At 42.3% G+C, this 20,594-nt stretch carries 17 protein-coding genes; 6 read left to right on the plus strand and 11 right to left on the minus strand.

Going from position 1 to position 20,594, the window contains the following annotated elements; translation table 11 throughout:
• Positions 1–117: 117 nt before the first annotated feature.
• Genes DXC10_RS03360 through DXC10_RS03380 form a run of 5 tightly spaced genes read left to right on the plus strand, consistent with a single transcriptional unit; the run spans position 118 to position 4,461 of the window.
• Positions 118–1,188, plus strand: a complete 1,071-nt coding sequence (locus DXC10_RS03360; protein WP_101542309.1) for an RluA family pseudouridine synthase — start codon at positions 118–120, stop codon at positions 1,186–1,188.
• On the plus strand, positions 1,185–2,171 hold the full coding sequence (locus tag DXC10_RS03365; RefSeq protein ID WP_101542310.1) for a D-alanine--D-alanine ligase: 987 nt from the start codon (positions 1,185–1,187) through the stop codon (positions 2,169–2,171). Before DXC10_RS03360 ends, DXC10_RS03365 begins: the two co-directional genes overlap by 4 nt.
• Positions 2,172–2,202: 31 nt before the next feature.
• Positions 2,203–3,357: a 1-acyl-sn-glycerol-3-phosphate acyltransferase gene (locus DXC10_RS03370; RefSeq protein WP_101542311.1), complete on the plus strand. Its 1,155-nt coding sequence runs from the start codon at positions 2,203–2,205 to the stop codon at positions 3,355–3,357.
• A 27-nt stretch (positions 3,358–3,384) separates the two neighbouring features.
• Positions 3,385–4,062 carry a NigD-like C-terminal domain-containing protein gene (locus DXC10_RS03375; RefSeq protein WP_101542312.1) on the plus strand — a complete coding sequence of 226 codons (678 nt, stop codon included), beginning with the start codon at positions 3,385–3,387 and terminating at the stop codon, positions 4,060–4,062.
• Positions 4,063–4,074: 12 nt separating this feature from the next.
• Positions 4,075–4,461: a rhodanese-like domain-containing protein gene (locus tag DXC10_RS03380; RefSeq protein WP_101542313.1), complete on the plus strand. Its 387-nt coding sequence runs from the start codon at positions 4,075–4,077 to the stop codon at positions 4,459–4,461.
• A gap of 1 nt (position 4,462) precedes the next feature.
• On the opposite strand, the gene DXC10_RS03385 is transcribed toward DXC10_RS03380, so the two are convergent.
• Entirely contained in the window at positions 4,463–8,542 is a 4,080-nt protein-coding gene (locus tag DXC10_RS03385; protein ID WP_101542314.1) for a two-component regulator propeller domain-containing protein, read from the minus strand.
• 288 nt (positions 8,543–8,830) lie between these two features.
• On the opposite strand from DXC10_RS03385, the gene DXC10_RS03390 reads away from it, so the two are divergent.
• On the plus strand, positions 8,831–10,108 hold the full coding sequence (locus DXC10_RS03390) for a DUF4995 domain-containing protein (RefSeq protein WP_117737324.1): 1,278 nt from the start codon (positions 8,831–8,833) through the stop codon (positions 10,106–10,108).
• 141 nt (positions 10,109–10,249) lie between these two features.
• Here DXC10_RS03390 and DXC10_RS03395 read toward each other — a convergent pair whose 3' ends face one another.
• The 10 genes from DXC10_RS03395 to DXC10_RS03440 form a co-directional block, all read right to left on the minus strand.
• The gene (locus tag DXC10_RS03395) at positions 10,250–10,942 is read right to left on the minus strand and encodes a DUF5041 domain-containing protein (protein WP_117737325.1); all 693 of its coding nucleotides are present in this window, start codon (positions 10,940–10,942) and stop codon (positions 10,250–10,252) included.
• Positions 10,943–11,051: 109 nt separating this feature from the next.
• Positions 11,052–12,005 (minus strand): acetylornithine carbamoyltransferase, encoded by a 954-nt coding sequence (locus DXC10_RS03400; RefSeq protein ID WP_101542316.1) that lies wholly within the window; start codon positions 12,003–12,005, stop codon positions 11,052–11,054.
• 84 nt (positions 12,006–12,089) lie between these two features.
• On the minus strand, positions 12,090–13,343 hold the full coding sequence (locus DXC10_RS03405) for a glutamate-5-semialdehyde dehydrogenase (RefSeq protein ID WP_101542317.1): 1,254 nt from the start codon (positions 13,341–13,343) through the stop codon (positions 12,090–12,092).
• A 105-nt stretch (positions 13,344–13,448) separates the two neighbouring features.
• Positions 13,449–14,549, minus strand: coding sequence for a glutamate 5-kinase (gene proB / locus DXC10_RS03410; protein ID WP_101542318.1), 1,101 nt, complete (start codon positions 14,547–14,549; stop codon positions 13,449–13,451).
• A gap of 28 nt (positions 14,550–14,577) precedes the next feature.
• The gene (locus DXC10_RS03415; RefSeq protein ID WP_101542319.1) at positions 14,578–14,817 is read right to left on the minus strand and encodes a DUF2007-related protein; all 240 of its coding nucleotides are present in this window, start codon (positions 14,815–14,817) and stop codon (positions 14,578–14,580) included.
• A 281-nt stretch (positions 14,818–15,098) separates the two neighbouring features.
• Positions 15,099–15,944: a glutamate racemase gene (murI, locus tag DXC10_RS03420; protein WP_117737326.1), complete on the minus strand. Its 846-nt coding sequence runs from the start codon at positions 15,942–15,944 to the stop codon at positions 15,099–15,101.
• Positions 15,945–16,058: 114 nt separating this feature from the next.
• The gene (locus DXC10_RS03425) at positions 16,059–16,565 is read right to left on the minus strand and encodes an OmpH family outer membrane protein (RefSeq protein WP_101542321.1); all 507 of its coding nucleotides are present in this window, start codon (positions 16,563–16,565) and stop codon (positions 16,059–16,061) included.
• 53 nt (positions 16,566–16,618) lie between these two features.
• Entirely contained in the window at positions 16,619–17,134 is a 516-nt protein-coding gene (locus DXC10_RS03430) for an OmpH family outer membrane protein (protein ID WP_101542322.1), read from the minus strand.
• 24 nt (positions 17,135–17,158) lie between these two features.
• Positions 17,159–19,798 (minus strand): outer membrane protein assembly factor BamA, encoded by a 2,640-nt coding sequence (gene bamA / locus DXC10_RS03435; RefSeq protein ID WP_101542323.1) that lies wholly within the window; start codon positions 19,796–19,798, stop codon positions 17,159–17,161.
• 28 nt (positions 19,799–19,826) lie between these two features.
• Complete coding sequence (locus DXC10_RS03440; protein WP_101542324.1) at positions 19,827–20,561, minus strand: isoprenyl transferase; 735 nt, start codon at positions 20,559–20,561, stop codon at positions 19,827–19,829.
• Positions 20,562–20,594: the final 33 nt, after the last annotated feature.

Below are 20,594 nucleotides of genomic sequence, written 5' to 3' on the forward strand. Positions count from 1 at the left end.
TAGTTGATAGTGGATAATTGAGAATTGAAGTAATTTCGATCGTAAATTGTTAACGTACCTATGTGTTAAAGATAAAGAATGTGTCATGACCATAGGGAATAAATCGTAGATAACCAGATGATAGAGGAATTGCCCGATGATATAGCGAATGATGAATTGGATGATATAGAACCCATTGGTGATGAGGCGCAGCTCTACGAGCATTTTCGTGTAGTGGTAGACAAAGGGCAGGAGATGATGCGTGTGGACAAATATCTGTTCGACCGCCTGACGAATGCTTCGCGTAACCGTATACAAAAGGCTGCCGATGCAGGTTTTGTGATGGCAAATGGCAAGCCGGTGAAGAGTAGTTATAAGGTGAAGCCGCTGGATGTCATTACGGTGATGATGGATCGTCCGCGTTATGAAAACGAAGTAATTCCCGAAGATATTCCCCTTGACATTGTCTATGAAGACAAGTATCTGATGGTTGTCAACAAACCTGCCGGGCTGGTAGTGCATCCGGGACACGGCAATTATCACGGTACGCTTGTCAATGCCATTGCCTGGCACCTGAAAGACAATCCTGATTACGATGCGAATGATCCGCATGTCGGACTGGTACATCGTATCGATAAAGATACATCCGGCTTGTTGGTGGTTGCCAAAACACCTGATGCCAAGACACATCTCGGCCTTCAATTCTTCAATAAGACAACGAAGCGCAGATATAATGCCCTTGTCTGGGGTAATGTGGAGCAAGACGAGGGAACTGTTGTGGGCAACATAGGCCGCAATCCTAAAGATCGTATGCAGATGACCGTCCTGCCTGACGATCAGGGCAAGCATGCCGTGACACACTATCGGGTGCTGGAGCGTTTGGGATATGTTACTCTTGTGGAATGTATTCTTGAAACGGGACGTACCCACCAAATCCGTGTGCATATGAAGCACATCGGTCATATCCTTTTCAATGATGAACGCTACGGTGGACATGAAATCCTGAAGGGAACCCACTTTGCTAAATACAAACAATTTGTAAATAATTGCTTTGACACTTGTCCACGGCAGGCGTTGCATGCCATGACGCTGGGGTTTGTGCATCCCGTTACCGGCGAAGAGATGTACTTCACCTCGGAATTGCCTGATGATATGACCCGGCTGATCGATAAGTGGAGAAGTTATATCAGTAACAGAGAATTAGAATGAAACGCACAATCGCTATTGTATGTGGAGGGGATACCTCCGAATTTGAAGTTTCCCTGCGCAGTGCACAGGGCATCTACTCCTTCATCGACAAGGAGAAATACACATTGTATATTGTCGAGATGCACGGACTTGACTGGCATATCCAACTTCCTGACGGAACAAAGGCCATCGTTGACCGTAACGATTTCAGCTTCTGCCAGGATGGAAAGAAGGTGACTTTCGATTTTGCCTATATCACCATTCACGGTACTCCGGGTGAGGACGGACGTTTGCAAGGGTATTTCGATATGCTCCATATTCCGTATTCCTGTTGCGGTGTGCTTGCTGCTGCGCTTACTTATGATAAGTTTGCCTGCAACCAGTATCTCAAAACGTTTGGTGTACGTATTGCCGACTCTTTGCTGCTTCGCGCCGGGCAGAATGTCTCCGACGAAGATGTAATCGAGAAAATAGGTTTACCTTGTTTCATCAAGCCCAGTCTGGGTGGTTCCAGTTTCGGGGTGACAAAGGTGAAGACTAAAGAACAGATACAACCTGCCATTGACAAAGCTTTCAAAGAAGCCCAAGAGGTACTTGTTGAGGCTTTTATGGATGGAACCGAGATTACTTGCGGTTGTTATAAAACAAAAGAAAAGTCTGTCGTGTTTCCTATAACGGAAGTGGTGACGCACAACGAATATTTTGATTATAAGGCAAAGTACAATGGTGAATCGGATGAAATCACTCCGGCACGTATTTCTGATGCGTTGACCGACCGTGTTCAGAAACTGACTTCCGCCATTTATGATATTCTTGGAGCTTCCGGTATCATCCGCGTAGATTATATTGTCACCGAAGGCGAGAAAATCAATCTGCTCGAAGTGAATACTACTCCCGGCATGACTGCTACCAGCTTCATTCCTCAGCAGGTGCGTGCTGCAGGAATGGACATTAAAGATGTAATGACAGATATTATAGAAAACAAAATGAGAGATAAGGTATAGGTTATACCTCATACTTAATATTTAAAGTAACATGGAATTTGATGAAATCCGTCCTTATCATGATGAGGAGCTTCCTCAAATCTTTGAGGAACTGATTGCTGACCCGGCATTCCGGCAAGTAGTTGCTACCGTCGTTCCCGGTGTGCCCTTCGAGATGTTGGCGCAGAAAATGCGTACTTGTAAAACGAAGTTGGAGTTTCAAAAAGCTTTCTGTTACGATCTTCTGTGGAAACTGGCAAAGGAGGCTACGGATGGATTGACATTAGATCATTCGGCCTTGCCGGATAAGAAAGCGGCTTATACTTATATTTCCAATCATCGCGATATTATTCTTGACTCCGGTTTTCTGTCTATTTTGCTGGTAGATCAGGGAATGGATACGGTGGAGATAGCTATCGGAGATAATCTGCTTGTCTATCCGTGGATTAAGAAATTCGTGCGTGTCAACAAGTCTTTCATCGTTCAGCGTGCACTGACTATGAGACAGATGCTTGAGTCTTCGGCTCGCATGTCTCGTTATATGCACTACACCATCGGTGAGAAAAAACAATCTATCTGGATCGCGCAACGCGAAGGGCGTGCCAAGGACTCCAATGACCGTACGCAGGACAGTGTACTCAAAATGTTGGCTATGGGTGGAGAAGGAGATGTCGTGGACCGCCTGATGGAGCTTAATATCGCCCCGCTTGCCATTTCTTATGAATATGATCCTTGCGACTTCCTGAAGGCTCAGGAATTTCAGTTGAAGAGAGATAATCCCGCATATAAGAAGACTACTGCTGATGATTTGAGAAATATGCAGATCGGATTGTTCGGTTACAAGGGGCGCGTCCATTTTCAGACCGCGCCCTGTATCAACGATGAACTGTTACAGACAGATCGTTCTCTTCCGAAACAAGAACTGTTTGCCAGCCTGTCTGCCTTGATAGACAAGCGTATCCATGCCAATTATCGTATGTATCCTAATAACTATGTGGCTTATGATCTTCTTTCGGAAGACAATGCTTGCTCGGGACACTACACGGAAGAAGACAAGCAACGGTTTATCGCTTATCTCAACCAACAGCTGGAGCGTATTGATATCCCCGGTAAGGATGTCCCTTTCTTGCGCGAAAAGTTACTGTCGATGTATGCCAATCCTCTGAAGAACTATCTGATGGTAACGAACAAATCTGTGATGGAATAAAATTGAATGACAATTTAAAAAGAGAATATGATAAGAGGTAAGTATTATTGGTTACTTTTTACTTTGCTGGTTTCCTTGCTGACGTCTTGTGGAGATGACGATTACCACTATCCTTCTGTGAAATTGGAGTTCATGACTGCCTTCTCCGGTGAAGATGGTAGTTTGAAATCTGTCCTAACTGATGAAGGAGAACAATATCCGGTGTTGGAGAATGCGTCGAAGTTAACTATCGATCCCAACTCTTTTGTGCGCATAGTTAGTAACTATGAACCGGTAAAAACTGTAGAGGGAGTTGCCGGAGTAAAGCTATATGCTGTTCTGGGAACGATTTCTCCTTTTCCGCTTCCTGCTGAGAAGTTTGAGAATGGCATAAAGACCGACCCGGTAGAGTTACAGAGTATTTGGATGGGGATTGATTATCTGAATCTTTTATTGGGTATCAAGGCGCAAGATGGTAAGCATCTGCTTCATTTTGTAGAAGATGAAGTGGTAAAAGAGGAGTCGACCGGTCTGGTTACCGTACATCTGACACTTTATCATGATGCCACAGATGATGTTCTTGCCTATACCAAACGTGCTTATGTTTCCGTCCCATTGTGGCAATATGCCGAAGAGTGGGTAAGGAAGGTAACGGTTACTATGGATATAAAGATCTATTCGGGTGAAACAAAAACGTATCAATTCGATTATATACCTAAAAACTAAAAGTGTAATCTGATGAAAATAATTCTTGCAGGCATTTGCCTTTTCTTCTCAACCTTTTTCTCTTGTCAGCAAAGAGGAGGCGACTTCAAGACTGTTACGGTTGATGAGTTTGCAGGATTGATAGCCAATCCTGAAGTGCAGCGTCTGGATGTGCGTACCGTTGCCGAATATTCTGAAGAGCACATTCCCGGCAGCATCAACATTAATGTGCTGGATGAGCAGTTTGCAGCCGTAGCCGACTCAACGCTTCAGAAGGATAAGCCTGTCGCTCTTTACTGCCGGAGTGGTAAGCGTAGCAAGAAGGCGGCTGATATCCTGAGCAAGAGAGGTTATACAGTCTATGACCTTGGTTCCGGATTTAATGGATGGAAAGCGGCTGAAAAAGAAACCGAGAAATGATCTATCCATTATTCCGATGCTCTTTTATGTACTCTGAGGGTAGCATCCCCATGAACTTTTTAAAGCTATTGCTGAGATAGGAGGGCGAACTAAAGCCAGTCATGTAACTAATCTCAGCAATAGAATATTTCTCCTCAAGAAGTAGTTTGCATACCTTGTTGAAGCGGATACGGCGGATAAAGTTTGCCGGTGGCTCTCCTGCAATGGAGTTCATCTTGATATAAAGATTAGAGCGGCTCATGCATAGCTGATTAGCTAAATCATCGGTAGAGAAGTTGTCGTTGCTGATATTCTCTTCGATGATTTGTATAGTTCTCCTGACGAACTCATTGTCGGCGGAATTGGAAGTGACTTCGGCTGTATCTACATTGACATTGTTTTGATAGAAGTGGATAATCCGTTCTTTTGATTTTAGGATATTGTTGATTTTCCCTTTCAGCAATGTCATTGAGAAAGGCTTTCCTATATAGTCGTCTGCACCAAGTTCGATACCGGATGTCTGATCGTCGAGGCTGCTCTTGGCAGATAAGAGAATGACCGGGATATGGCAGGTCTGCAAGTTACGCTTAATCATTTCGCATAATTTCAAACCATTAATTTCCGGCATCATTACATCGGAAAGCACAATATCGACTTCTTGGTTTTTCATAATCTCTATTGCTATCTTACCGTTATTGGCAATGATTACTTGATACTGGTTGATAAGGGCATTCTTGAGATATTTCAGCATTTCTTGATTATCGTCTACCAATAGGATAACCGGTTTCTCTTCTTTATCATTTATATCCGTTTCTGCTTTACTATTCTCATTCTTTTCTTCTTCCGGTGTCTCCGCATCAAATTCCGGTTCAAGTTCTTTCATCTGTTGCAGTAACCTGTTCTCATCGTATGTCGTTTGGCTTATCAATTCGGGTTTAGAGAACGAATGGATATCATTAGGTAGAGAGAGGTTGAATTCAGTGAACTGGTTTACTTTGCTTTCTACTTCAATTTTACCGCGATGTTTGTCTACAAGGCATTTCACAAGAGATAATCCGATACCTGTTCCTTGATGGTGCTCATCTGTCTGATAGAAGCGCTCAAAGATTTTTCCAAGTTTCTCTTGAGATATTCCTTTACCGTTATCTCTGACACTTATTACATAATTATTTTTTTCTTCACGGAGGGCAACTGTTATTTGCCCATTATCGGGAGTGAATTTAAAAGCATTGGACAACAGATTGATCAGAATGGTTTCAATATAACCTTTATCGGCGGGCAGAAGCTTATGATTAAGAGTCGAACTGAATTGGTAATCTATTTTTCTTTTCAGTGCTTTACCTTTAAACATGGAGAATATCTTCATACACCAATCTTCTATGTCACAAAGTTCCACTTGAAGAGGCAATGCGCCGGCTTCCGCTTTACGGAAGTCTAATAACTGATTGATAATATGGAGTAACCGGTGGCTGTTCTGATAAATGAATTTTAATTTCGATTGTGTCTTTGAACTTAAAAAACAATCCTGTTCAATCAGCTCTTCCAGTGGAGTGATAATCAGGCTTAATGGGGTACGTAGCTCATGAGACATATTCATATAGAATTTCACTTTCTCTTGGTTTATTTCTTCATTCTTGCAGTATTCGTAATGTTCCATCTGCATTCTCATCCTCATCTTGGCACGAGCTATGAAAAAGTAAACAATAAAGGCTGCTAACCCTAAGAAACATAATGTGAAAACAGTCTTGGCTATCCAGGTTTGATACCACATGGGTGTGATGTGTACCAAGAATTCTGTTGGGGTATCACACCATTTCCCGTTATTATTACAAGCCTTTACCTTAAAGATGTATTTTCCGGGGGAAAGATTAGAATAACTCACGTTTCGATCGGAGGTATAATTCCATCCCTTGTCGAAACCTTCCAACTGGTAAGCAAATTCATTCCGTTTACCACTGAGGTAGTTTGAAACCGTATATTGAATATTGAATTGGCGCAGGCTAAATGGAAAACTGATGCTTTTGAGATTACCTTTCGCATCTCTGCTTACTTGGGAAGTCTTATCCGATGTATAGGTGACCGGTTGGTTGAGAATAGAAATACCTGTAATCTCAGGTTGGGGAGCAAAAGGATTTTCTGTAAAACGGAAAGGTTCGAAATAGGTAATACCATCTAAACCACCGAAGTAGAGAATGTTATTACTCCCTTTGCAATAACCGTATTGATTAAATTCGTTATGGCTCAAACCATCTTCCTGTTTATAGTTATGAAATTTGCCGGTTTGTATGTCAAAGCAAGAGAGCCCTTTATTGGTACTGAGCCACAAGCGATTCATGTTATCTTCCAGAAGCCCGTATATACAATTGTTAGGAAGTCCGTCTTCAATGGTGTATCGCCGTTGGAATATACCTTCGGAGGAATACTGGTATAACCCGTTGGTAGAAGCTACCCATATATTTTTATGGATGTCTTCCTCTACACAATAGGCGATGATATAAGATGAAAGGTCATTGGATAATTGGTCGGTTATCGGTGTTACTTTTTGTTTGTCGCTGTAGAGGAATAGCCCTTTTTCTGTAGCTATCCATACTCTGTTACGCGAATCGCGGAACAGGTTGTTTATCAATACACCGGATAGTCCCGGGTTTTCCTTGGTCAAAGGGTGCTGCCGGAACTGTTTGGTACTTTTGTCAAAAAGTATTAATCCGGTCATTGCACCTACCCAGATATGATCCTGATTGTCCAATAAGACGTAGCAACTGTTATCCTCCGCTTCCATGTGTGGAATTTTAAAGTTTTCTACTTGTCCGGTCTTTACATGGATGTAGCTTAGTCCCCCGGAATGTGTTCCTACATATATATTCCCTGTTTCTTCGGGAAGTATGGCTTTGATATTGTTTGATCTTAATCCTTTTTCTGAGGATTGATAAGATTTAAATGTCTTGTCTTTACGATTATAATAATTAATTCCGCCATCGTTGGTGCCGATCCATAAATTTCCTGTGCTGGGCTCCTCTACGATACAACTGATAATGTGGTCATTCAAAGACTTTGATACCGTGGAACGCTTGAGGGTATTAAATGCCGGAGCAAGGGGATGATAATAGTTGAGTCCACCATAGAATGTACCTACCCATACTCCTTTTTGATTATCTATGAAAAGAGAACGCACAGAGTTATTGCTGAGAGAATATTTTTTGCCATAAACGGCCTGATATCTTTCGAACGTTTCTAAGGTAGGGTCAAAAATAAATAGAGCTTCCGTACTGCCAATCCATATCTTTCCATCTGTATACTGTTTGAGTACTCGTATCGTATTTGCGGGGGTGCATAAAAATTGTTCATCCAACCGGTAATTCCTGATAATCTGTAACTGGTTGTCAACATGATAAATTCCTTTCTTAAGAGAACCGATCCAGAGATGCCGTGACTGGCTGTCATAGATAATACTGGCTATTGCTATATCTTTTAATTCGGGGAGTATTTGCCGTACGTTTTGATTATCTATGGAATAGACAAATACTCCTTGTGAAGTTCCTAAATATAATTCATTGTCCACTTTGCACATGGAGCTGATTGCTAAATGACCAAGCGAAGGATTTATGACTATCTTTTTATTGCTTTTATCAAAAGTGATGAGCCCGTTATCGGTTGCTAAAAACAAGATATCTTTTTGAGGCATGTCTATAATAGCAAATACCTGTATGGGAGTGTCGCGTAGTGAATAGTTGGTGAAATTGTTGGTTCTGACATTATAACGCGACAGACCTACCAAAGTTCCTATCCATATGTTTCCCTCGGCGTCTGTGCATAAAGAGCGGATATGATTGTTTGCGATGGATAAACTATCATCCGGGGTATGATAGTAGGTTGTGAATGAGTAACCATCATATCGGTTTAATCCGTCTCCGGTACCTATCCACATTTTACCGCTTTTATCTTGCATGATACACCAAATCGTATTTTGTGATAACCCTTCATCTACAGATAAAGTTTTAAAAAGAGTTGGTTTGTTGTCCGCAGACAGTTTTAAACTATATATAAATATAGTTATGAGAAACCAGATGATCGGGGAACATAAAATGTGCTTTTCGTGTCGCATATAGTATAAAGGTTTGTTGTGAGGAATACTCAATAATAGGAAACAAAATTAATAACTTATTCTGTAATAACTAAAGTTGTTTAATGGAAAATAATGAATGAATACTTTGTAATGCCCTCTATGACAATGTGAGAAAGGTATATGAACGAATTCACAATAAAATTGTATAAAAGTAACATTGCAATAAATGAACATGACGCTTTGGTAAGAGCTTCTGAAACCCTTATTTTCTCTATTTCACTATTTTTGTTCTATCCGAAAAAGGTATTAATTTAATGTGAAGTGATAATGAAAAAGATTAAAAGAGTATTGCTGGCAACTACGGCTGTGTTAAGCTTGGCGGCTTGTCAGGAAGCAAAGAAAACAGATTGGATTACTCATGCACTGGATGTTTCGGCATACCAGTTGGAGAGTGTTGCTCAGGAATTGACAGACACAAATCTGCTGCCGCGTTCTTCATGGACATACCATGATGACGGGTTTCTGGTTGAACAGTTAGGCCATATGGTGGTGAAGTCGGATGATCCTTTGGAAGTTTATTCTGTAAGAGATTTGCAGGGACAGAGACGTGAATGTCCGATAAGCGATTGGACTTCGGGCTTTTTCCCCGGTAGCCTTTGGTATGTGTATGAATTGACCGGTAACGAAGAATTAAAAAAACAGGCTGTCCGATACACCAATATGCTCTATCCTATTCGTGTGCTGGAAGGTACGCACGATTTGGGATTTATGATTAATTGCAGTTATGGCAATGCTTTGCGGCTGGCTCATAATGATACGATTTCTTCTGTTATTGTTGAAACTGCCGATGCTTTATGCAAACGTTTTGATCCGAATATCGGTTGTATTCGCTCTTGGGATTTTGGAACTTGGAACTATCCTGTTATTATTGATAATATGATGAACCTGGAGATACTGTTCAATGCCAGTGAGATGACAGGTAATAACAAATATTATGATGTTGCGGTGGCACATGCCAAGACTACCATGCAGCACCATTTCCGTCCTGATTATACTTGTTATCATGTGGTTAGCTATAATGATGACGGAACAGTAGAAAAACGGGAAACCCATCAGGGAAAGAATGATAACTCGGCCTGGTCACGTGGACAGGGATGGGCTGTTTATGGTTATGCTTCTTGTTATCGTGAAACAAAAGATACTGTATTTTTGAACCAAGCTATCCGTGTGGCGGACATGATAATGGCGCGTGTACAAACCAATGACAGCATTCCTTACTGGGACTATGATGCGCCCGCAAAGGTTGATACACCCCGTGATGCTTCTGCGGCTTGTATTACGGCTTCTGCCTTTATGGAACTCAGCACATTCGTTCCTGACGGACAGAAATACTTCAACTATGCCGAAACCCTTCTGAGAAACTTGTCCGCTCCCGGTTATCTGGCGAAGAAGGGGGAGAACTGGGGATTTATTCTGATGCATTCTACAGGTTCCTTACCCCACAATTCGGAAGTTGACACCCCTATTAACTATGCCGATTATTATTATCTGGAAGCAATGAAAAGGTATCTGGATATAAAAAAACAAGTGGGTCGGCTTTTATAGCGGCACTCACTTGTTTTATAAATTGTTTCAGTACTATCGTTGCCGAGATTTCCCTATTCGCAGTGTCCGGGGCATACAGTGCCCGGACCTGTATCGGGTTACGGAGAAGTCGGTAAAGAAAGCGAGAAATTGTTTACGTCCTTATTTCTCTGCTTTTATCCCTATTATATAGTAATGCGGAACATGTTTCAGAATTTTTGCATTCATTTCCGGATCAATTTCTTTCTCTCCGCAGAAACGGATGATTTTGTATTTTTCATCTACCCAAGCCGAGGCATATAGTACAAGGGGTATTTCTAAGCTTTCTTTTATTTCTGTCGCATTGAATTTGAAGGGGCGAGGACGATAAAAGTAAGTGCTGAAATTTCCTGTCTTAAGCTGTTGGAGTGGAACTCTTTTATTGGCAATCAGTACTTCCGGAATATTTATTGTGAAAGCTGCTACCGAATCGTTCTGTTTTCTAAGATAGATGGATATTTCTTTTATATTTTCCCATTCGTTTTTTCCTTCAGGGATTTGTTTGATTTTTCTGAATTCTTTTTGATGTTCTTCAGGAATTTCAGAAAGCGATTTTATATTGTTTCCTAGATTGTTGTTGTAAATACGTTTGGGTTCTTTGTTTGGACTGTATTCATCGATATAGGCGGTAAATTTATATTTTTCATTTAAGAATTCTTTCAGGTCAAAGTGATATATATAGACATCCATTGCCTCCAATACATTAAATAAGTCCGAAGTCTGAGGCTCTGTACGTATCACTTGGGGATTGGGTTGTGCTTGTACTCTGTAAATGGATAGCAGACAGATTGCTGCTGTTAGTAGAATGTTTTTCATATATATAAGTAGGATACTCAAATTAAGATAGATCTACCGTTTCGTTTTGATTTCTGAGATATGATAAATAAATCTATCTTAATTTGAGAATGTTTTTTGAATTGGTTTTCTATATTCCTTCAATCAGACGTTTCAGTACCACCGTTGCCGAGATCTCCCTATTCGCTGCTTCCGGTATGACGATTGATTGAGGACTTTCTATCACATCGTCCGTCACAATCATATTGCGGCGTACCGGCAGGCAATGCATAAAGTAGGCATTGTTGGTCACGGCCATCTGGCGTTCGCCTACTGTCCACTCACGGTCTTTGCTCAAAATCTGACCATAGTTGTCTCCCGTATAAGCCGCCCAGTTCTTGGCGTAAATAAAGTCGGCACCCTCAAATGCCTTCATCTGGTTGTATTCTACACGGGCATTCCCTACGAACTTCGGATCGAGTTCATAACCCTCAGGATGTGTAATCACGAAATCATAATCTGCAGCATTCATCCACTCGGCAAACGAATTCGGAACAGCCTGTGGCAATGGACGCGGATGCGGGGCCCAACTCATAACGACTTTCGGGCGGGCAGTCTTCTTGTATTCCTCAATGGTAATGAGGTCTGCAAAACTTTGCAACGGATGGCGTGTAGCAGCCTCCATAGAGAATACCGGACGGCCGGAATATTGGATGAACTGATTTAGAATTACTTCATTATAATCATATTCTTTATTTTCGAAGCGTGCAAATGAACGGACACCTATTACGTCGCAATAGCACCCCATCACCGGAATAGCTTCCAGCAAATGTTCCGGTTTGTCACCGTCCATGATGACACCACGTTCTGTTTCCAGTTTCCAGGCACCCTGGTTGATGTCGAGTACTATTACATTCATGCCCAAATTGAGGGCGGCTTTCTGTGTGCTGAGGCGGGTACGCAGACTGGAGTTAAAGAATATCATCATCAACGTTTTGTTACGTCCCAGTTCCACATATTTGAAACGGTTTTTCTTTATTTCGAATGCTTCATCCAGTGCAGCTTTCAGGTTACCTATATCCTGCACACATGTAAATTTCTTCATACCTTTTATATTTACGATTTAACGATTTACGATTGGGATTACTTCATTAAATTATCAATAATCCATTCTCAATTCTTTCTTATTTTAATTTTCTCTTATCTGTCCTTCGCCTTCAATAATCCACTTATACGTCGTAATTTCTTCCAGCGCCATCGGGCCGCGCGCATGCAGCTTTTGTGTGCTGATGCCAATCTCAGCGCCCAATCCAAATTGAGCGCCGTCCGTAAAGGAAGTTGGGGCATTGACATATACACATGCCGCATCCACTTCCCGGCAGAATAGGGTAGAATGTTCTTTATTCTCGGTCACAATACATTCGCTGTGTTTGGAACCGTATTTCTGTATATGTATTATGGCTTCTTGAATGTCGTTTACTACTTTTATAGCCATCTTATAGTCCAGAAATTCACGGCCGAAGTCTTCTCCATCAGCCGGTCTCAGTAAATGTTCAGGATATTTCCCCTCCTTTAATGTTTTATATGCAGAAGCATCGGCATACAGTATAACGTTGTGGCCGATCAGCAATTTGCAAAGTTCCGGAAGTTCTTCAATCCGTTCTGCATCAACCAGCAGGCAGTCCAGCGCATTGCATACACTGACACGGCGTGTCTTTGCGTTGTTAATGATAGCTGCCCCTTTTGCGGCATCTCCATAACGGTCGAAATAAGTATGGCAAACGCCTGCTCCGGTTTCTATAACGGGAATGGTGGCATTCTGACGTACAAAATTAATAAGGTTACTGCTGCCACGCGGAATGATCAGGTCTACATATCCATTGGCATGTAGCAGTTCCGCAGTCGCTTCACGGTCGGTTGGAAGCAGCTCGACGATGTGTGGGTCTATATCGAAACTTTCGAGTACTTCGTGTATCACGCTGACGATGGCGCGATTAGAACAGTCGGCATCACTTCCACCTTTCAAGATGCAGGCATTGCCGCTTTTCAAACAGAGGGAGAATACATCGAAACTGACGTTGGGACGTGCCTCATAAATGATACCGATAACACCGAAAGGTACGCTTATCCTTTTTATCTTTAGTCCGTTGGGAAGTCGGTTCTCTTTCAGGATACGTCCCAGCGGCGAGGGTAGAGTGGCTACATTGCGTGTATCTGCTGCAATACCTTGTAAGCGTGCTCCGGTCAACTTCAGACGGTCATATTTCGGATTGGCCGGATCCATTCGTTCCAGATCTTTCCGGTTTTCGGCAAGGATAAAGTCCACCTTTTTCTCGGCGGCATCTGCAACAGCCAATAATATCCGGTTTATTTCTTTGTCGCTCAGTGCCAGTAGTTTACGGCTTGCTTCTTGTGCGGCGACAAATGTACTGTTTAAGTCCATCTCTTTGTGGTTTATAAATAGATTATTTCGCAAATGTAATGATTAAATCGATAATAATCACTCCATTTCTTTGAAATGTCTGATACTGAAATGAGGGTATTGAACTTATTCTATATAAAGATAATCGTAGTGCACTACCGGTTTCTTGCCATGCTTACCCATTGCTTCGCGTGCTTGGAAAGAGTCACAGTTGGCTTTTCCCACACCTATCGGGTTACCTTTAAAGTCGATGATACGTACGATATCGTCTTTCTCAAATTCCCCTTTCACTTCAACAATGCCTATAGGAAGAATACTGACCGCTTTGTCGGATGCGAGAACTTGTGAAGCGCACTCGTTGATGTGTAGCTCCCCCTTGGCAAATCCGCTGCTGTGTGCAATCCACTTTTTCACGCTGGATACAGGTTCGGGTGAGGGGATGAAACGTGTGTAATTCAATGCTTCATTCTTTATTTTTAATTTCTCGTTCTCGAGGACATCTATAAGGATATTATCACGCTTTCCGTTAGCAATGATGACAGTGATACCCTCATCAGCCACTTTGCGGGCGATATTCGTTTTTGTCAACATGCCACCGCGACCGAAACTGGATTTGCTGGTCTGGATATACGAGGAAAGGTCTTTACCTTGTCCTATCTCCCGGATCACCTCTGAAGACGGGTCGGCAGGCGAGCCATTGTATATACCGTCGATGTTGCTAAGAATAATCAATATCTGGGCATCCATCATGGAAGCTATCAAACCGGAAAGCTCATCATTGTCGGTAAACATCAGTTCGCTGACTGAAATGGTGTCGTTTTCATTCACGATGGGGATGACGCCGTTTTCCAGCATCACGGTCATGCAATTCTTTTGGTTGAGATAGTGCCTGCGGGTACCGAAGCTCTCTTTCATGGTGAGTACTTGCCCCACGGCTATGCCATGTTCACGGAATAGTTCGTAATAGCGGTTGATAAGTTTGGCTTGTCCCACGGCAGAAAAAAGCTGTCGTTGGTCCACACTGTCCAGCTTTTTGGCGGGATGCACTTCACTGCGTCCCGAGGCGACAGCTCCGGAGGAAACGAGTATAATTTCCACGCCTGTTTTGTGTAGTTCGGCTATTTGGTCTACAAGTGCGGACATGCGTGTAACGTCCAATGTACCATCACGGCGTGTCAATACATTGCTGCCTACCTTGACAGCAATTCTCGTCAGTTGTTGTTCCATATTTGTGTAATGTCCTTATCGGGCGGTTTTAATCTCCGTTTTCGTTCTTTTCGTATTCACGAACCACCTCCATGGCAGCTTCGTAATCTTCTTCCCTGACAAGGACAGCTATGTCTATGGCAGTTTCTGGCAATACAACATTTACTACCATGCTATCTTTCATCATGGCATCAATGTTGTTACTTCCGAGCATTGTCTTTACGAGTTCGGCTTTCCACGGTGAACCTTTGAATACTTCAACGAGCCTGCTTTTATCTTCTTCTTTCATGATAGTATGAATTTAGAGGTTTTTGTATCACAAATATAACACTTTGTTTTGAATTCGCTATTTTATTCTTACAGAATTTGGATAGTTTGATGACTGGCCCTTATCCTTATAGTAAACGTCCATATCTCCTATATGTTCACATGATGGATGTTGGAAGAGAATTGTTTCCACTTACTGGGAACGCGCGTTTCTCTTGGCGGGAACGGACATAGTCTCAAAAGAGTATTAAATACAATTTCTTTATCGGACTTGTACTATTTATTGATTATGGAACGCAAGAATTACGCTTCCAATGAAATCCGTTGTACCGTCACTTCTTCGTTGAGGAATGTAGAGGCAGATTCTATGAATTTTTCTTCTGCTTCTGTGGTATAGTAGATGCAAGTCCCACCTTTAGTACATTGGGTGTCTATTTCGGGATGACGGTGGAAATAGTCTTTCAGACTTTCTGCCACTAATTCACCCTGAGTTACGGTAGTGATGTGAACTGGCATATACTTCTTTATTTTGGGCAATAGAAGGGGGTAGTGTGTACAACCGAGGATGACGGTGTCTATCTCTTTATCTTTGGCGAGAAGCTCATCGATGTATTTACGGATAAAGTAGTCCGTTCCGTCTCCTTGCACTTCGTTGTTCTCTACGAGTGGTACCCATAGCGGACAGGCTTCCCCGGTTACACGGATATCGGGAAAGAGTTTGTGTACTTCCAAAGGATAGGACTCTGATTTGATGGTACCTGCCGTGGCAAGCACACCTACGTGGCGGCTGCGGGTGATGCCGTCAATACTCTCTACCGTGGGGCGTATAACACCCAGTACACGACGAGCAGGATCCAGATGCGGCAGGTCGTTTATTTGTATACTACGCAGGGCTTTGGCGGATGCCGTGTTGCAGGCAAGAATGACGAGATGGCAACCCATCTCAAACAGTTTGGTGACCGCTTCCAACGTAAACTCGTAGACAATCTCGAACGAACGTGTTCCGTAAGGGGTACGGGCGTTGTCTCCCAAATACATATAGTCATATTCGGGCAATGCCTCCCGTATCTTACTCAGGATGGTAAGCCCGCCGTATCCGGAGTCGAATACGCCGATGGGGCCGGGGATAGAGGGTAATTCTTGTTTCATACTTTTCAACCATTAAGTATCCTTGCAAAGATAGTGTAATTTGGAATAATAAAAATAGAAAGGCGCAGGCAAATCTGCCTGCGCCTTTCTATTTTTTTATCTATCGGGGACTGATTACTTGATACCCAACTGTGTCTTTACTTTAGCTGTCACGTCTACACTTTGTGTACCTACGAAAGGTATCGGAGTACGTGCCAGATCGAAAATATAAATAACACCTTCAGCCTTACCTACAGCTTGAATGGCTTCATCTAATTTCTTATAAATAGGAGCCATTGCATCTTGCTGCGCTTTTTGCATGCTTTGGTAAGCTTCTTGCTGGAATTGTTCCTGGCGTTGTGCCATATCTTGCAATTCTTTCTGGCGTCTTTCTGCTATGTTTTTGGGCAGAGAGTCTGCTTCTGCCAGAAATTCCTGGTACTTCTTATTGAATTCTTCTTGAGTGCGTTGCATCTCCTGCTGATACTTTTGAGACATAGCTTCCAAGTCAGCTTGAGCTTTGGTATATTCAGGCATAGTAACGATAACTTCCTGAGAATTCATGTGGCCAAATTTATTTTGCGCCATTACTCCCAACGGGAGTACGAACAAAACTACGAATAGTGCGATTTTTTTTAGCATAATGTTTATTATTTATTTGAATGAGTTATTAGTTACGTGGCAAATGTATGAAATTAATTTGAATATCCTAATTTAGAAAGCACTTCATTGCTGATGTCGATACTTGGAGAAGCAAAAATAATGCTTGTGGCAGATGCACGATCTATGACCGCAGCATATCCTTTTTGGGTGGCAATTTCTTTTACTGTTTCGTATATGTCATCTTGAATGGGTTGCATCAAAGCTTCACGTTTCTTGTATAATTCACCTTCCGGGCCGAAGTATTTACGCTTCAATTCGGCGGTAGATTTCTCTTTGGCAATGATTTCTTCCTCTTTCTTTGACTTTTGTGCTTCGGAAAGAGTTTTGGCAGTCGACTGATAATTTTCATACATTGTCTTTGCTTCTTGCACAGACTTTTCTACTTCAGCTTGCCATTGTTTGGTAGCTTGGCTCAATTGGTTGTTGGCAGTTTGGTAGGCAGGAATGTTTTTCAAGATATATTCCATGTCAATCAGGGCAAACTTCTGCGCATTAGCTGTCATACCTACGGCAAACAACAGAAACATAAATAAAATACTCTTTCTCATAACGTCTGGTTTTAGTTAAACAAATTAGAATTCTTGTCCTAAGATGAAGTGGAACTGGCTTCCACCATATTGCTTAGAACCAAATACTTTGTCGAAACCGTAAGCCCAGTCAATACCCATCATACCGATCATAGGGAGGAAGATACGGACACCGACACCGGCAGAACGTTTCAAGTCGAATGGGTTGAACTTGTTTACATCTTGCCAAGCGTTACCGGCTTCAACAAAACCTAACGCATAAATACTGGTACTTGTTTCCAGCATAAGCGGATATCTTAATTCTAATCCGAGACGGGTATAAGCATAGCCTTCATATCCGTACGGGGTCAAAGAGCTGTTTTCATAACCACGAAGAGCAACACTTTCTGTTGCGTAGCTGGAATAACCGGTCATACCGTCACCACCTACGTCGAAGGTCTCGAACGGAGACTTCTTATATTTGTTGTAGTGTCCCAGCAAACCGAATTCTACACGTCCCATTATTACTGGAGTACGTTTGGTAGACACCGGATCCATCAACGGGATATATACTTTGGATTTGAATTTCCACTTGTGATATTCAATCCATTTGTGCATCTTGTTCATATCGTCCTGGTTACTGGTACTGTACTTGCTGTAGTCTGTACCGTCAAACAATGAGTAAGGAGGTGTCAACTGTACAGAAAGTGAGAATTCGGAACCGGAAGTCGGGTAGATCGGGTTACCGATAGAGCTACGGGATAAGGTTAAATTCAGACTCAGGTTATTGCATTTACCGTTGGTTACAGGGAAGTATTGCCAATCGCTTAGGATGTAACGTTGATAAGACAATTCGGCAGTGAATTGGAAGTAATCATCCGGCCACTTCAAACGCTTACCGAACATTACAGCCAATCCCCACATCTGGATAGACTTATCGGGGTCGTAATAGTTTTCATAGCTGTTGTAGTTGCCATAATTGTACATCCCGTAACCATACATGCCGCTATAATAACTATTATAGTAGTTGTTCATATAGGCGGAATTGTAATAACGACTACTGATATCTGTCTGGCGTGAATAGAACGCCGATACGGAGAAGGCATTCGGACGCTTGCCGCCAAACCACGGATCATAGAATGAAACGCTGTACGACTGATAGTATTTGGCGTTGGTCTGCCCGCTAATAGTCAATGTCTGACCGTCGCCCTGCGGTAGGATACCACGGTAGTTCTCACCGGGGTGCAATAGGTTGGCTACAGAGAAGTTGGTAAACTTCAAACTCAATTTACCAATAATACCTGTCTGTCCCCAACCGGCAGAGAATTCCACCTGGTCATTGGCCTTGGATACAAGATCGTAGCCTATATCAACTGTACCATCTTCCGGTTTCGGCTGGATGTCCGGTTTGATTTGTTCAGGGTCGAAGTGTCCCATTTGCTGTATTTCACGCATAGAACGCATCAAGTCTTCACGGCTGAACAGCTGTCCAGGACGAGTACGGAGTTCACGACGAACCACATTTTCATATAAACGGTCGTTACCATTGATACTGATTTTGTTGATGGTGGCCTGGCGACCTTCGTAGATACGCATTTCCAAGTCGATGGAGTCACCCACGATATTTACTTCTACCGGTTCGAGTGAGTAGAACAGATAACCGTTGTTGTAATAAAGGTTACCGATAGCATCTTCATCTGTAGAAGTACGTTCTTCCAATAATTTCTGGTTGTAAACGTCCCCTTTCTTCATGCGTAGCAGGAAGTTCAACTGTTCGGAAGGATAGAGAGTGTTACCTACCCACGTTACGTTACGGAGGTAATATTTCTGTCCTTCATCAATTTTCATGTAGATATCTATCGTGCGGTCATCGTAAGACTTGATACTGTCTTCCACAATCAAAGCATCACGATAACCCAATTCGTTATATTTGTCAATAATCAGTTGCTTGTCGGCATCATAGTTTTCCTCTACGAACTTCTTGGTACGGAATAAATTGAGTAACTTACCCTTTTCGTTCGTCTTCTTCATTACACGTTTCAGCTTCTTGGTAGTGATGGCTTCGTTACCTTCAATCGTAATTTTATGTACTTTTACTTTCTCCTTTTTGTCGATATCAATGTCTACAAGAACCTGATTATCGTTGTTGGGATCATCTTTCTGGGTAATGATAATGTCTGCGTTCTTGAAACCTTTATCGTCGAAATAACGTTTGATTAAGGTTTTGGCACGGTCAATCAAGTTAGGGGTGATTTGGTTGCCTTTTATCAAACCTACTCTGGCTTCCAAATCTTCACGTTCGGACTTTTTCACACCGTGATAACGGATGTCGGAAACGCGAGGACGCATAGTCAGATGAATAGTCAACCAGATTTTATCTCCTTCAATCTTGTCAGCCGTGATTTGAACGTCAGAGAACAAACCATGACGCCAATAACGTTTACAAGCCTGAGTAATTTCATCACCCGGTACTGTGATAGTCTGTCCTTTGGACAGTCCGGATAGTCCGATAATCACATAATCTTCATAGTTCTTGGCTCCGTCGACCTTTATATCTGCGATTTCATACTTCTTAGGCGTTCCTGAATAGAGAATAACCGGTTTTTCGGATTCATCAGTATTGCTTGTGTTTTGTGCCATGCTGGGCAGTGCACAGCAGAAGAGGCAGATAAATGTTACGAGTATGGAGAAAATACGATAATGCATTTATGTTTATGATTAATATGTTTAGAATTTAACTGATTTGTTCACTGGTTTTGCCGAATCTACGCTCACGTTTCTGATAATCACAAATGGCTTTCCGGAGTTCTTCTTCGTGGAAGTCCGGCCAATAGGTGTCGCAGAAATATAGCTCTGAATAGGCACATTGCCAAAGCAGATAATTACTTAGGCGAATTTCCCCGCCGGTACGGATCAATAAGTCCGGGTCGGGCATGAAATTTGTAGTAAGATGTTGTGAAACCAGTTTGCTGTCAATCTGTTCCGGTTTCAGCTCTCCTTTCTGCACCAATGTTGCAATTTGCCGTACTGCTTCTGTTATTTCCCAACGAGAGGAGTAACTAAGTGCCAGTATCAGACACATCCCCGTGTTTACGGATGTATGCTCTATGCAAGTTTGTAACCTTTTTTGTACATTGGCCGGCAATTTGTCTATGTCGCCGATTATCCGGAAACTGATATTGTTCTTCATAAACGTTTCTTCTTCAATGGAATCGAAAAGAAGCGCCATCAATGCTGCTACTTCTTCGGATGGGCGATTCCAATTCTCGGTAGAGAACGTATATAAAGTCAGATATTTAATTCCCAATTTGGCTGCTTCTTCAGCAATGATATGCACAGTTTCAGCACCGGCTTGATGTCCATAGCTGCGTTCGTGTCCACGTTGCTTTGCCCATCGTCCGTTGCCATCCATGATAATCGCCACATGTTGGGGAATCCGGCTTAAATCGATTTGTTCTGTATCTAACATCTTTTTATACTTACACTTCTGTATGAGTGTTAT

This window comes from Bacteroides sp. OM08-11 (genome assembly GCF_003438665.1).
Classification (GTDB): Bacteria; Bacteroidota; Bacteroidia; order Bacteroidales; family Bacteroidaceae; genus Bacteroides; species Bacteroides cutis.

Bases quoted from the DNA above. Each gene is read 5' to 3' on its own strand.
- DXC10_RS03430 (WP_101542322.1), bottom strand. From the start codon at position 17,134: ATGAGAAAGAGTATTTTATTTATGTTTCTGTTGTTTGCCGTAGGTATG.
- DXC10_RS03405 (WP_101542317.1), bottom strand. From the start codon at position 13,343: ATGGACTTAAACAGTACATTTGTCGCCGCACAAGAAGCAAGCCGTAAA.
- DXC10_RS03380 (WP_101542313.1), top strand. From the start codon at position 4,075: ATGAAAATAATTCTTGCAGGCATTTGCCTTTTCTTCTCAACCTTTTTC.
- DXC10_RS03365 (WP_101542310.1), top strand. From the start codon at position 1,185: ATGAAACGCACAATCGCTATTGTATGTGGAGGGGATACCTCCGAATTT.
- DXC10_RS03360 (WP_101542309.1), top strand. From the start codon at position 118: ATGATAGAGGAATTGCCCGATGATATAGCGAATGATGAATTGGATGAT.
- murI (WP_117737326.1), bottom strand. From the start codon at position 15,944: ATGAAACAAGAATTACCCTCTATCCCCGGCCCCATCGGCGTATTCGAC.
- DXC10_RS03370 (WP_101542311.1), top strand. From the start codon at position 2,203: ATGGAATTTGATGAAATCCGTCCTTATCATGATGAGGAGCTTCCTCAA.
- DXC10_RS03425 (WP_101542321.1), bottom strand. From the start codon at position 16,565: ATGCTAAAAAAAATCGCACTATTCGTAGTTTTGTTCGTACTCCCGTTG.
- bamA (WP_101542323.1), bottom strand. From the start codon at position 19,798: ATGCATTATCGTATTTTCTCCATACTCGTAACATTTATCTGCCTCTTC.
- DXC10_RS03385 (WP_101542314.1), bottom strand. From the start codon at position 8,542: ATGCGACACGAAAAGCACATTTTATGTTCCCCGATCATCTGGTTTCTC.
- DXC10_RS03415 (WP_101542319.1), bottom strand. From the start codon at position 14,817: ATGAAAGAAGAAGATAAAAGCAGGCTCGTTGAAGTATTCAAAGGTTCA.
- DXC10_RS03390 (WP_117737324.1), top strand. From the start codon at position 8,831: ATGAAAAAGATTAAAAGAGTATTGCTGGCAACTACGGCTGTGTTAAGC.
- DXC10_RS03440 (WP_101542324.1), bottom strand. From the start codon at position 20,561: ATGTTAGATACAGAACAAATCGATTTAAGCCGGATTCCCCAACATGTG.
- DXC10_RS03400 (WP_101542316.1), bottom strand. From the start codon at position 12,005: ATGAAGAAATTTACATGTGTGCAGGATATAGGTAACCTGAAAGCTGCA.
- DXC10_RS03395 (WP_117737325.1), bottom strand. From the start codon at position 10,942: ATGAAAAACATTCTACTAACAGCAGCAATCTGTCTGCTATCCATTTAC.
- proB (WP_101542318.1), bottom strand. From the start codon at position 14,549: ATGGAACAACAACTGACGAGAATTGCTGTCAAGGTAGGCAGCAATGTA.
- DXC10_RS03375 (WP_101542312.1), top strand. From the start codon at position 3,385: ATGATAAGAGGTAAGTATTATTGGTTACTTTTTACTTTGCTGGTTTCC.